Here is a 13,690-nt window from a genome sequence, read left to right on the forward strand (position 1 = left end):
CGCCGGGGCTTGTCCGAGCCCGTGGTCTTCATAAGGACATCCTTCCAGGGGCAAACCCCTGATCTCAGATGTCCGTCAAAACGGGTCAGGCCCACACAGACCGTGCCAGCAGCCAGCGTGATGATCACGTCACCACGCGGAACCACCCACACAACACCAAGATCAACTTAAGCTACGTGGCATTGGGTCCGGAGTTGGCCGTGCAAATGCGGTGGACCTCGATACCGGCGGTGACCTGGAGTAGACCTCTTGGCCCTTGTGGGATATCCGCCTGGACGCTCCCGGAGCACGGCTCGGTCAGGCATCATGGAATCAGCGGGCGAGTGTGGGGAGGCAGTCGTGACGGCAGTGGACTCACCATCTGATCTCCCCTCGGTGGTGCTCGACCTCACCGGGGTGTGCTTGTCCGATCTCCGAACCCTGCGGACTCCTGTGCTGGACAAGGCGATTCAGCGAACCCTCGCGGAGGCCAGAATCGGCAAGTTCGGGGATTCCGTTCAGGGGCAGCGTGACTAGTCGCGGTGCGCATTCGGCGGAGGTGACCACACACCGCCTGCCACGTTTCGTGTTCGACGAGATCTGTGACGGATCGGTGTCGCGCGCGGGAATCGCGGTTCTGCGCGGCGGACAGTACAGCATTCGCAAGCTGCGGCTGAGGGCGTTCGCCGAGGCGGCTGCGGCGATGGCGGACCAGTTGGGCCCGTTCGCAGAGGTGGACCGCGCGTGGGATCTGCTCGTCGAGGCCGAGAGCAGGATGCCTTCGGGTGTCGAGGAAGTGCTCATGTACCCGTCGGTGGGGGTGTGGCTCAGCCGCGCGTTGCGTCAAGTGCTGGGCATGGCGCTGGACGCCACCCCACTCTGGTCGGAGGTGGGTGGGTTCAACCTGGTTGCAGCCGCAGCCGCGGTTCGGAGCGGACTGTTGTTCGAGATCATCGTGCCGGTCGTGCACGGTGCCGTGACGTTGCCTTCTGTCGGGGTTCTGCGTCCGACGACGAGTGTCCCGATCGGGCACGTGGTTCTGCACAACACACCGACCGGTTTGTCGCTGACCCTGTTGGGAAAACACGACCGCGGAGCTTTCGAGCCCGTGAAAAGGCATCGCAGCGCGGCCCGTGGACAGGCTGTCGAACTGGTCCTCGACGATCTCGATCCGTACCGCGAGTTCACCGCCCCGCTGCCCGCGTGTCCACTTTCTGACCACGAAATCGCCGAGTGGCGCAAACTCGTGGACGAGGCATGGGATCTGCTGACCGCATGTCTTCCGGAATGCGCGGTGGAGTTGTCCGTCTGCCTCTCGACCGTTGTACCGCTCGGCACCGGGCAGCAGGTGTTCGCCGCGTCGTCCGCCGCGGCTTTCGGCAGCATCGCGATGTCTTCCAAGCGTTCCGCCGTCGAGTTCGCCGAGGCGCTCGTGCACGAGATCCAGCATTCGAAGGTGAACGCGCTGCTCGACCTGGTGGTGCTGTGCGAGGACGACGACGAATGCCGGTTCTACGCGCCATGGCTGGACTACCCGAGGCCGGTGACGGGACTGCTGCACGGCATCTACGCGTTCACCAGCGTGGTGGAGTTCTGGCACCTGCAGCGCGACCTCGTGCCCGCGCAGCAGAGCCGCCGCGCCCACTTCAACTTCGCCTACCGCCACCACCAGGTCAGCGAGACCGTGCGGACACTGCGCCGGACACCGCGGCTGACCGAACTCGGGCGCAGGTTCGTCGCCGCGGTGTCCGCGCGGCTGGCCGTGTGCCCACCGGTCGACGTGCCCGATGACGTGACCGCCGCCGTCGAGACGATCACCTCCGATCACCGTGCGGTGTGGCGGCTCCGCCACGTGCGGCCCGACCGGGACGTCGTCGTGGCACTGGCGGAGGCCTGGCTCGCCCGCCGGACGCCGACCCCCGCGTTCGGTCCGGATGTCGTGGTGGTGTCACCGGAGTCCGGGCGCTCGCCGCTGGGAGCCATGGTGAAGGCACGCGTGACCGACCACGGCCCCACCCGGCTTGGACCCGTCGACGACGCGGAGAACGCGTTCCTCAACGGCGATGTGGCGCTTGCCGCGCAACGGTTCACGGCGCGGCTCGCCGCCACCCCCGAGGACGTCACGGCGTGGTCCGGGTTGGCGGTGACCCTGAACTCCGCCGCGCTGCGGCGCAGGCCTGAGGTCGTGCGCGCGGTGCACCGTGCGGTGGCGGGACGTACCGGGCGCGCACCGGACCCCGGTGAGCTGGCGGCCTGGCTCGACCAGGCCGCCAGATGACCGCCTCTCACAACTGCATGGTGTCCGTGTCGCAGTTCGCCCTGGTGTATTGCGCGGCCGCGATCGTCGCCGGGTGATCGTCACCCAGCACCTTGCGGAACCCTGCAACGGTCTGGCGGTGCAACGTTCCCGCGCCGGTGTGGTCGCCCAGGGTCTCCAGGTCGATCGAGAGGTTGAGCGCCACGGCCAGGGTCGACGGGTGCTCTGCGCCGAGCACGCGTCGAGATCGTTCCAGCGTGTCCTCGTCCATGGCCCTGGCCTGCTCGACCTGGCCGAGCGCCGCCAGGTCGCTCGCCAGGTTCGTGGCGGCGACCAGCGTCGAGGGATGGTCGGCGTCGAAGACCTCGAGCAGGTCGGAGTACGCCTGCTTGTCGATTCCCAGGGCGTCCTCGAGTTCGCCGCGCAGGCGGCGGATGACAGCGACGTTGAGCGCTGCGATGAGCGTGTACGGGTGACGCCGTCCACGGAGCTCGTTGAACTGTTCGTAACTGCGCTGCGCGAACTCGTCCGCCTTGTCGAGGTCACCGGAGTGCCGCAGGTCGGTGGAGAAGTTCATCAGCGCGGTGACGGTGTCGATGTGGGTGTCACCGTGCCTGCGCCGGTACCGCTCCAGGCAGTCCTCTGACAGCTGCTGGGCCCGAATGTGGTCTCCCGCCTTGCGCAGCGCCACCGACAGGTTGCGCTTCGCGCCGATCACGCGCGGGTGGTTGTCGCCGAGCACCTCTAGCTGGTAGTCCAGCGCTTGCTCCTGTTCCCGCGCGGCCTCCACGTACTGGCCGCACTCGCGCAGGTCCATGCAGAGCGCGTTGCGTGAGCCGAGTGTCTGCGAGTGGTCCCCTCCCAGCACCGACGTGCGGAGGCGCAGGTTGTTCTCGTCGACCTCGCGCGCCTTGGCGAAGTCGCCCATGAGACGCAGGCAGCCCGCGAGGTTGTGCGCGTACCGCAGCGTCGTGGGATCGTCCTCGCCGAGAAGTTGCCGCGACCGGTCGTACACCGTTTGCTGCAACTCCATCTCCTCGCGGAACCGGCCTTCGGACCTCCGGTCCGCCGCGACCACGTCGAGCATCTCGAGCATGCTCTCGTGGTGCTCACCCACCGTCTCGACGAGCAGCCTGCGGGTGTTCTCGTTGAGCTGGATGGCTTCGTCGATCTCACCGAGCCGGCGCATCGCCACCGCGAGCCGGCGGGACATCTCGAGGGTGTCCGGCGCGGTCTCTCCGAGCTTGTCCTTCCACGACTCGACGGCCTGCTGGGCCAGGTCGCGCGCACCGCCGAAGTCACCGGCGTTGAGCAGGTACACGACGAGGTTGTCGATCAGGTCGCGAACCCATTCGTCGTGGCAGTCCACGGCACGCGACACCAGCGCGTGCGGCAACAACTCGGCGTAGCGCGGCCAGTTTCCCGTCGAGTCGGGGTCACCCGGATCACCGTTGACGAGGAGGACGTGCACCGCGTGCCGCATGGAATCCTGCTCTTCCGGTGAAAGCCCGTTCTTCAACACCGTCTGAACCAACCGGTGCAGTTGCAGTGAGTTGTTGCGGTGGTCGAGCTTGGCGAGGCTGTATCGGCTGATCTGACGCACGGCGCGACCGAGCTTGATCGGGTCTCGCAGCGCTGCCCGCAGGTCATCCGGTACGGGGGCGTTGCGCACACCGCGGAACAGCTGTTGCGAAATGGGCTCCGGACCGAAGAAGGCACACACCTGCAGCAACTGCAGGGCATCGCGATGGTGTTTGCTCAGCCGGTCGAGCGGAACGTTCCACACCGCCGCGACGACGGGAACCTGACTGTCCTCCGAGCCACCGGCGTCCAGCAGCTCGGCGCGGTTCTGCTTCAGCAGTTCCAGGTACTCGGGGACCTGCATGCCGGTGGTCGCGCGCCACGCGGCCGCCTGTTCCACCGCGAGTGGCAGGTCACCGAGGGCTTCGGCCAATGCGTTGGCCTCGGCGTCGTCGATGTCGCCGCCGCGCCGGTGCAGCAGCTCGATGCTTTCCTCGCGGGTGAACAGGTCCACGCGCACGGGGCGGGCGAAGCCGTGCCACTCGGAGTTGCGCGACGTGACGACGATGTGGCCGGATCCGGCCGGGAAGAACTGCCTCACGTCGTGCGGGCTGTCGGCGTTGTCGAAAACGAGCAACCAGCGTTTCGCCGGGTCGTACGTGCGCAAGGTTTCCAGCACGGCGGGCACTGCCGTGTCGGCCGATCCGGCGGTCGCCACACCGAGCCGCTTGGCGAGTTCGACGAAACTGGCGGTGATCTGGGCGGGTTGTTCGGCGGGTACCCACCACACGAGGTCGTACTCGGAGGAGTGCCGGTGGATGTACTCCACCACGGTCTGGGACTTGCCCACGCCGCCCATGCCGTGCAGTGCCTCGGGCAGCACGGCCGTCGCCCCCGGCTCGCTGAGTCGTGTCCGCAGCTGGTCGAGCAGCTCGGTCCGTCCGACGAAGTCGGGATTTCGCAACGGCACAGACCCCCAGATCTGTGGTTGCGCGCCGGACGTGCGCCGCTCACGGGCCGGGATGTGCGTGCCGGGTGCGCTCACTTGGTCAACTCCTTGCGGCGTCTTGGCTCCCTGCGGCTCCGCTGCCGGATCAACGGTCGGCTGGGAGTCGGTTGTGATCACGTATTCGTCTCCGTCGGGTTGGCGAGTGGGTACATCCAGTTCCGTCGAAGTGCCCTTGTTGTGCAGCGGAACCAGAAACTCGTCGAGCGCCGTACGGAGCTGCTTGGCGCGCAGGGAATAGGGCCCGGCGAGTGCGCGCAGCACAGCGGCCTGGACCCTCAGATAAGGACGGTTCTCGGCGGAGAAGTCCGGTTCCAGCTCGTGGTCCGGATCGTCCAGTGTGGTGCGGAGGTCGCGCAGCGCGGCGATGTCCGACCCGGCGTAGTCGTCGAGGACACGCGCCACTCGCGCTGTATCCATCCGGCGGCCGGTGGCGAGAAGTTCCTCGCGCACGCCCTTCGCGAACTCGTAGGTGACCGCGTGTGCGGACGTGTCGGAGGAAGGTACGCGGTGGATCAGGCCGCCCAGCATGACCTCCGCGAGCACGGAGATGTCGGAACCGGGAAGAAGAACGCGCTGCACCAGACTCATCAGCGGCGGGCTCAGCGGGGTCGCCGCGAGCAGACCGGCGAGGTGGAATCCGTCACCGGATGCGTACGTGCGGAACCGCAGTACGCGTTCTTCCGCGGTCAACGTCTCGTCGTCGTTGCCGTCGAGCGGCAGCTTTTCCGGGCGTGCGCTCACCAGGGTGGCTGTGGTCTCGACGGTCTGTGCGCCCGGTGCGGCGATCAGCCGTGACCAGCCGGACATCCACTCTGCGGACAGACCCAGCACGGGCACCGGGATGACGCCCGGAGTGGTGAGACCCGGAACGCTGAGTCGCTTGTTCGGCACACCGGGCGCGGGGGAGTGCAGCCGCATGCGGCGGGTCACGATGCCGCCCCACGACCACAAACGCTGAGCCAGAGTTTGCACGATCACCACGGGCATGCGCTCCGCCCAGAGGTGGAGCACGCGGCTCATCGCGCCGCTGTGCCAAGCCTTGCCGATGGTGTCGGTGAGCACCAGCACGATCCGCATGCCGGCGGGCTCCACGAGGAAACCGCAGTCGTGGGTGGCGTCGCCCTCGCTGCGCAGTGGCCGGTCGGGCAGTTCCGCGCTGCTGGTGTCGAAGTAGAAGGTGCGCACGTCGCGGAAGGCGCCCTGCTGCTCCAGCATCGCGTGAAACTCGCGCGTGGTGTGCTCCCAGATGTCGCTCGCCACTGCGGTGTCGACAACGAAGGCGACGTCGAACCGGCGAGACGGGGCAGCCTTGAGCTCGGGTATCCAGAGGCCGTCCTGGGCCGCGCGAACGGCTGTGGCCTCCTCGTCGACGACCTGTTGCCACGGCGACGGATGCGTCCGGGACAGCTGACGCAACGCACGGCTGATCGCCCGGCGTTCCGGCATCGCGGGCATGGTCGGCCACGCCAGCCCCGCACGGCCCTTCTTGTCGGCGGTTTCCGTCGCACCGGTGAACACCACGGTCTCCGGACCTGGGGTCCACTGCTGGAACTGCTCTGGCTCGGGCTCGGTCATGTCGAACGGCTCGGGTTCAGGAGTCGTCCGCGGACGCCCTTCTGGCGGAGGTGGCTCATCCGGACCAGTCGGGGGCGGCGGCGCGGAGATCGGCTCGGCGGTATCCGGCGTCGTCGTCGCTGCTTCGGTGCCGGGCGGGCTGATTCGTGTTGCCAGCCACAATGAGTCGCGGATCTCGCGGTACGAAAGAGCGCTGGTGGAAAGCCGTTCGGCGCCGCCGTCGGCGACGTCGAAGTGCTGGAGCACCAGGTCCCGCACCGGGGGATCGGACGGGCCCGTCATCTGGGCTCCGCCAATGGATGCCAGATGGCGGTGAGCAGGTCCCTCCACTCGTCGTCGGGTGTGTAGGCACCTGATGTCGCCAGCCCGGTGGCCAGGTGGACGGCGTTGAGGAGTTGGTCGGCGGCCAGGCCGCCCACCTCGCTGCTGCGTTCCAGGAATTCGGTGATGAGGCGGCCGGTGTCGGCGCGTTCCTTCCCGTCGAAATGGGCGGCGACCATGGCGCCTAGTTGTTGTGGGGTGGGACTGCTGATGTGCAGTCGCAGACATCGGCGCAGGAACGCGGGAGGGAACTCGCGCTCGCCGTTGCTTGTGATGATGACGATCGGGAACTCGCGGCACCGGACTAGTCCGTTGTGGACGGTCGCGGTGTGGCCGCGGTCGTGGGACAGCACCGTGACCTCGGCCTGCCGCTTGGCATAGCGGACCAGCTCCGGGATCTCGTACTCGCCCTCCTCGAAGACGTTGAGGAGATCGTTGGGCAGGTCGATGTCGCCCTTGTCCAGCTCGTCGATCAGCAGCACGCGCGGAAGATCGGCCGGGAGCAACGCCGTTCCGAGCGGGCCCAGGTGGATGAACTCCCCGATGTCGGGTTCGCTCTCGTGCGCCGCGGCCTGCACCCTGGCAATCGCGTCGTAGAGGAAAAGTCCTTGTGTGAGCGTGGTTCTGCTGGTGATCGGCCATCGCAGCACGGGGCCGAGGCCAAGCTCTCTGGCGATCAGGTACGCGAGCGAGGACTTGCCCGTGCCAGGTGCGCCGGTCACGAGCAGAGGGCGCCTCAGGTGGATGCTGGCGTTCACCATGGCCACCTCGACGGAGTGCGGTTCGCGCGGCCGTCGCTGCGCGGCACCGACCCGGCGGTCACCCTCTCCACCGTCGTCGTCGGGCCGCGATGTGTTGCCCTGCCCCGAGAACCTGCGCCACGGCGGTGGCGCGGGCAGGTTGCCGATCGGGGACTCGGCCACTGAACCATCGCCCCGGTACACGTGCCACGTGGTCATCTGACCGTCCCCTCCGCACTCGGATGTTCCGGCCGGTGCGGTGTCACCAGGCGGTCCGGGTCGTCGTACAGCACCGTCAGCGCGCTTCCGACGTGCTGCTCGTCCTGTGCCTTCGCATACGCGGCCAACCGCGCGTGCCGGACCCGTTCGAGCAAGTGGTCCGGATCGTTGTCGTGCATCAGCTGTTCGACCGTCGACGTGAACTCGCGTGAGCCGCAGTCCTCCCGGTGCAGCCAGATGAGAGGAACCCCCGCCTTCACACCGATCGACATCTCGTCGTGGCCCTGGTACTCGGCGAGTGGTGGTGCGGTCAGCACGAGAGCGACGATGTCGGACCGCCGGCTCAGTGCGGCCTGCAGCCGGCGCAGACTGCGGTCGTCCGTGCCGTAGCCGCGCAACGCACTGTGCGGCTCGACATGGCCGACATGACTGAGCTGGCCCGAGAGCTCCTTCCACCGCCGGTGCCAGTCGCGGTGGTAGTGGCGCGCCCGCATCCTTTCCGCGCTGCGGACCACCACCGGGTAACGGCATCCCACAGGCTCGGAGTGGGGGGCGTTCTCCCACGGCCACTGATCCACGTCGAGCACGCCCAGGTCAGGCATGTCGAGCACGAACTCGATGCGGATGTCCGGCTGACGGTCGCCCCAGTCGGCCTCGATGCGTTCGATCAACGAGGCGACGTGGTTCTTCGTCCTGCCGAGCGAGCCGGTCCTGTCCTGGCCGCGCTCGGGTGCCCACCGCGACGGGTTTCCCAGCTGCCGCCAGTTGGCCAGCCTGAAGTGCTCGCCCGTCGGCCCTTCCCGCTCCAGCTTGACCACGAGATAGGCGATCAGCTTCGACGCGAGAGTGGAGTCCGCCGCGTTCAGCTCCTTGCGGACCTCCTCGCGCAGCGCGGCGAGCTCCTCGTCGAGGCCCATCTCGGTGGCGATCGTCTTCGTCCACTGGCGGAGTTTGGTCTTGAGCTCTGAGTCGACACGCGCGGCGACGTGTTCCACGAACGCCAGCAACCGCGGTAGCCCGTCCGAACGCGCATTGAGCGATTCCAGTGCACGAAGAATGCGAGGATAAGTCGTGTGCTTGCCCAGATCGGGCGCGGCAGGACCCCCTGCGGTGTGATAGATGTCCGCGATGTTCGGGATTACCTCGCCCGTCAACAACGTCAGAAGTCCGGTCCTGTGCTCGATGGTGAAGACGTCCGCCGGACGCTCCGCACGGGTCAGTTCGTCGACGATGCCGCGCAATTCTGTCAGTGGGGAGTTTTCGGGTTCGAAGAGGCTCACAACTTCCAGCAGCAAGAGGAGCCGATCGGTGTTTCCGCTGCATACAGAGGTAAGGCGCACGGCGAGGGCATGTGGATCCGGCCGTTCTCCGACGACGAGGTCCTCGTTCAGGGCTTCGCGAAGTCTTCTGACGACGAGTTCGCTCGTCATCGGATCACCCAGACAGGGCAATGCGGCCAGAGCCGAGCAGAGCCGGTCCGCGGGTTCCTCGACGGCTCGGCGGTGACGCAGCGCCTCCAGCTGCCGGGCCGGGCGGGCGTCGTCGGTGAGCGTCGTCAACGCATCAGCCAGGGCGTCGAGTCCGCCGGCGTGCTCGGCACAGAGCCGGGCGAGGTTGCGCGCGTAGGGCCAGAGGTCCAGCTCATGGGGCATGGCAAGTGAGATCCCGTTCGGCAGCAGGCCGAGCAACCGAGCCCTCGCGCCCTCGCGCCGCAGCGCCGGCACGGCAACGAGGATGTCGACCAGTTCGTCCGCTTCGGTCGGACGACGGTGGTTGCTCGGGATTCCTTCGACCGCTGAACGCAGTGTCGGGGAGTGTCGTCGAGCCTGCGACCGGATCCACGCGATCGTGTGGCGCTCCTTCACGCGAAGTGCCACTCGCTGGTAAGCCTCTGGCTCGGCGGCCGGCTCGTTGCGGACCGTGTTCTCGTAGAAGCTGTCCGAAACGATGATCGTGATCGGGCCGTCGGAGGTGCGCTGCGCCTCGCGGGCCACGTCCGAGTCGACGAGGCGGCAGGCGAAGATCACGGTTGCGTCGGCACTGCCGTTCGCGACGACCTCCACCGGGCCCGAGTGGAAGGCGACGCGCAGCCGCATCTTGCCCTCGGCCGCGAATTTCGCATTGTGCCTGCGCACTCCGGCCGCCAGCCGCGTTGGCACCTGGTCGACGAGCTGCCGTTCCGGAAACCGCGCGGGGACCAGAATCAGGGCCCCATCGCCCCTGGTTTGGACCTCGCAGTCCGGCCAGTCGATCCCAGCCTCGTTGAACGCCTGCTCCAAGGCTTCGAAGAGCCCGTCCCGCACTGCCGATCGGTGCAGGTCACCACGCCTGGTATCGCCGAACTTCTCGATGTCGACGACCACGATGGCATGATGGAGCGGCTGGGATAACAACGACCACCATCCCCCTCGTTCGGTCGAATTGCACAGCGTACAGATACGGTAGACACCCTGAGGGCGGATCGGTATCGCAGGTACGTTGAATGGAATTTCGTGATACACGGTCGATCATGGCGTGTCCAGCAGCCATTAGCGCGATGGCGATAGGATTAGTCAATCGGTGTTCGCCCGTACGGTGCAATGGACTGCGAAGGTCGCGCGGCGGTCAGACCCGGTCGAGTGGACATTTGTCCCGAAAGCCGCCTCAGCGCGGCCTGTCAGGTCTGGTCGGTCCGGAACCCCGCCTCGCGAGTCCCACCTTCCCGGACGTCGTGTCCCATTTTCGCGTCGACCTGACGGGTCATCGGGCGGCCAGCAGGCGGGCCAGCCCGGCGCGGGACGGCACGTCGAGCTTGGTGAAGATCCGGGAGAGGTGACCCTCCACGGTCTTCTCCGCCATGCTCAGCCGCCGCGCGACCTGCCTGTTGGTCAGTCCCTCGCCGACCAGTTCGGCCACCTCGCGCTCGCGCTGGGTCAGGACGGCCGTGTCGGCCGCCGGTTGTGGTTGGGCCGACGGCGCCCCACACGTGCGGAAAGCCGCTTGGGCCAGGCTCAGCGACGCTCCGGCCGCCTCCTTCTTCCCCTGTGCCGCCAGTGCTCTTCCGTGCAGCAGCCGGGCTCGTCCGGCTTCGAGCCGCTGGCCGGCCTCCTCGAACAGCGCCGTCGCGTTCGCCGCCCGGCGTTCGGCTTCGGAGAAGTCGTCGCGGGCCAGGAGAACCTGGGTCCACGCCAGCTCGGCGAAGCCCCGGCACCCCGGCAGGTGCGCGATCTCCTCGGCGCGGCGCGCCCACGTCTCGTCGGCGGTGGCCTGCACGAGCAGCTCGTAGAACTCCGGCCGGTACGTGCGGGGCACCTTCGGCAGGTCGGCGCCTCCGCCCGCCGTCACGATCTCCACCACCGCGGCCTCGTGCTCGCCCGCGGCCAGGAGGGCGTGACCGATGCGCAGGCGCGCGATCGTCGGGTGCCAGCCCTCGATCGTCCGAGACACCTCGACGGCTCGGCGTGCCACGGCGAGGCCCTCGGCGTGGTGGCCGCGCAGGGTCAGCAGCCAGGAGTGGACCGCGAGGGTCAGCGTGTGCAGGTCCCGGCTGCCGCTGAACGACGCCACCTCGGCCGACTCGGCGGCGCCCTCGCACGCGTCGTCCAGGCAGCCGAGCCAGCGCAACGCGTTGGCACGGCCCAGCAACAGGTTGCCGAGCATGTGGTGCTGGCCGGTCGAGTAGGCGACCGAGAGCGCGCGTTCGTAGTGCCGCAACGACTCCCGGTTGCGGCCCTGCCGCAGCTCGCTCCACGCCACCCACACCACGGACTCCAGCCGGGACGCCACCGCGGCGTCGGTCGCGCCGTCCACGGCCCGTGCCGCCCGCACGAGGCCGCCGACGTCCCCTCCGCTGAGCGCGACGACGGCGAGCGCACCCGCCTCCAGCACGGTGTCGCCGGACGCGCGCGCCACCGCCAGCACGTCGTCGAGCAGGGCGTGGATCACCTCGGGCTCTTCCATGACCTGCAACAACGACACGGACAACGCCAGCTTCAGCACGGCCGCCGCCGTTGTGTCCGAAGTGGACTCCAGCTCGCGCGCGGCGAGTGCGCGCACCTCGGCGTGCAGGCCCAGCGCACGTTCGACGTGGGCGCAGAACGCGACCACCTCCAGCCGGATCGCGTGGTCGGCGGGCAGCGCGGACAACAGGTCGTGCAACGCGCCCCGGCTCTCCTGGAGCCTGCCGGACAACCCGAGCGCGCGGGCGTGCCCCCACCGCGCCTCCCACTGGTCGGCGTCCGGCAGCAGCGCCAGTGCCGTCGCGTACCAGTGCGCGGCGGTCGCGGGCGCGCGGTGCACGACTCCGGACGCGGCGGACGTCAGCACGGCCACGGCGTGGGTGTCACCGTGGGCGGCGGCGTGTTCGACGTGGTGGGCGCGTGCCTCCGCGGGGGCGCCGAGGCGTTCGAGGAGTGCGGCGGCGCTCTGGTGGGCGTTGTGCCGCAACGCCGCCGTCGCCGAGTGGTACGCGACGTTGCGCACGATCGGGTGGCGGAAGTGGTACGCGCGCTGGTCGCACCGCACGAGATCGGCGTTCACCAGCTCGTCCAGCAGGGTCAGCGTCTCCCCGACGGCCAGCTCGGCGACCTCGGCGACGACGCGGAGGTCGAACGGGTCGCCGGTGACGGCCGCGACGCGCAGCAGGTGCCTGCATTCCGGCGTGAGCGCCTCCATCTCCGCGTGCAGCGCCGCTTCCAGCGACGCCGATCCGCTCGCCAACGCCTCCAGGTAGAACGGGTTGCCGCCGCTCGCGGCGTGCAGCTCCGGCGACACGGGCCGGCCGAGCAGCCGCGCGGCGTCCTGCCGTGACAACGGGCTGAGCTCGACGACCTGGACGCGCTCGAACCTGAGCTGGCTGAGCCGGAACTGCTTGGGGCGGAACGCGCACACGACCATCACGCCGGCCGGGCGGTGGCGCGCGAGGTGCTGCGCGAGGTCGAGCGAGGCCGCGTCCGCCCAGTGCAGGTCGTCGAGGATCAGCAGCACGGGTGCGAGGTGTGCCAGCACGGCCCGGATCTCGCGGTACAGCGCGAACCGGCCGACCGCGGAGAGGTCGGTGTCGAGGCCGAGGTGCCAGCGCTCGCCCAGCGCGTCGGCGAACACGCCGAACGGGATGCTGCGCTCGAACTCCCCGACGCGGCCCGCGAGCACCGGCACCGCCGCGTGCGCCGCCAGGTCGGCGAGCAGCGTCGACTTGCCCATGCCCGGATCGCCGGACAGCGCCACGAACCCGTCACCCGCGGCGAGCAGGCCGGTCAGCGCCCGCCACTCCCGCGCCCTGCCCACCCGAGGGATTTCCCTCGTAGTCACCGGGGGTGCGGCGCTGCCAGCCTTCAACCAGGACGCCTCGGAAAGGACTTCGAAATGCATTCCACCAAATCCACTTCTGCGATTCGCCGACTGGTCACGGGATTCACGGCAGCGCTGGCCGTGGTGTCGCTGAGCACGACCGCCGCGCACGCGACGGAGGCGGTCTCGGCGCCGTCACGGCAGCGCATCATGAACTGGACGGTCTCGAGCCTGGAAAACGGTCAGCGCTACCAGGTCGACGGCGTCCGCTACACCAGCACGCCGAACCTGACGCACAGTCCGCGGTACAACTACCTCGGCCGCAACGGGTCGAACGAGAACCGCAACGTCTACACCGGCTTCTCGTCGATCGAATGGTGCGGCCTGTTCGCGAAGTCGATGTGGACGATCGGTGGCCAGGTGTCGAACACCCAGCTGCCGAGCAACCCGGCGAGCTCGCAGGCGTGGCGCACCGACGTCGGCAACCGCTTCCACACCTTCCGCACCTCGGACCTCCCGGAGATCGGCGACGTGCTGGTGTGGACCAACGACGGTGACTCCGCGCACGGCCACGTCGCGGTCGTGACCTCGGTGAACCCGACCACCGGCATGATCAACTGGATCGGCGGCAACGACTCGGTCAGCTCCACCACCAGGGACAGCATCGTCGAGCACCGGGCGGCGTGGAAGAACATGGAGGGCTCGATGAGCGGGAAGGACTTCCGCGGGTTCGCCAGCATCTACTGAGCACACGTGCGCCAGAGTGCCGACCGGTTGCACCGAATCCGCATCACGGACGCA

The 13,690-nt window shown here is 68.5% G+C and carries 6 protein-coding genes; 2 read left to right on the forward strand and 4 right to left on the reverse strand.

The window, feature by feature from the left end; genetic code table 11:
- Positions 1–538 precede the first annotated feature (538 nt).
- Complete coding sequence (locus ACWEIJ_RS12995; protein WP_449837352.1) at positions 539–2,257, forward strand: HEXXH motif domain-containing protein; 1,719 nt, start codon at positions 539–541, stop codon at positions 2,255–2,257.
- A 7-nt stretch (positions 2,258–2,264) separates the two neighbouring features.
- Here ACWEIJ_RS12995 and fxsT read toward each other — a convergent pair whose 3' ends face one another.
- From fxsT to ACWEIJ_RS13015, 4 genes are all read right to left on the reverse strand, one after another.
- Positions 2,265–6,623: an FxSxx-COOH system tetratricopeptide repeat protein gene (fxsT, locus tag ACWEIJ_RS13000; protein ID WP_449837353.1), complete on the reverse strand. Its 4,359-nt coding sequence runs from the start codon at positions 6,621–6,623 to the stop codon at positions 2,265–2,267.
- On the reverse strand, positions 6,620–7,621 hold the full coding sequence (locus ACWEIJ_RS13005; protein WP_449837354.1) for an AAA family ATPase: 1,002 nt from the start codon (positions 7,619–7,621) through the stop codon (positions 6,620–6,622). Before ACWEIJ_RS13005 ends, fxsT begins: the two co-directional genes overlap by 4 nt.
- Positions 7,618–10,122 carry a VMAP-C domain-containing protein gene (locus tag ACWEIJ_RS13010; protein WP_449837355.1) on the reverse strand — a complete coding sequence of 835 codons (2,505 nt, stop codon included), beginning with the start codon at positions 10,120–10,122 and terminating at the stop codon, positions 7,618–7,620. Before ACWEIJ_RS13010 ends, ACWEIJ_RS13005 begins: the two co-directional genes overlap by 4 nt.
- Before the next feature lie 238 nt (positions 10,123–10,360).
- Positions 10,361–12,886, reverse strand: coding sequence for an AAA family ATPase (locus ACWEIJ_RS13015; protein ID WP_449837356.1), 2,526 nt, complete (start codon positions 12,884–12,886; stop codon positions 10,361–10,363).
- 78 nt (positions 12,887–12,964) lie between these two features.
- Between ACWEIJ_RS13015 and ACWEIJ_RS13020 the strand changes: the two genes are divergently transcribed.
- Positions 12,965–13,636, forward strand: coding sequence for a CHAP domain-containing protein (locus ACWEIJ_RS13020; protein ID WP_449837357.1), 672 nt, complete (start codon positions 12,965–12,967; stop codon positions 13,634–13,636).
- Positions 13,637–13,690 lie beyond the last annotated feature (54 nt).

The sequence above is a fragment of the Lentzea sp. NPDC004789 genome (assembly GCF_053601075.1).

Bases quoted from the DNA above. Each gene is read 5' to 3' on its own strand.
- ACWEIJ_RS13020 (WP_449837357.1), top strand. From the start codon at position 12,965: ATGCATTCCACCAAATCCACTTCTGCGATTCGCCGACTGGTCACGGGA.
- fxsT (WP_449837353.1), bottom strand. From the start codon at position 6,623: ATGACGGGCCCGTCCGATCCCCCGGTGCGGGACCTGGTGCTCCAGCAC.
- ACWEIJ_RS13005 (WP_449837354.1), bottom strand. From the start codon at position 7,621: ATGACCACGTGGCACGTGTACCGGGGCGATGGTTCAGTGGCCGAGTCC.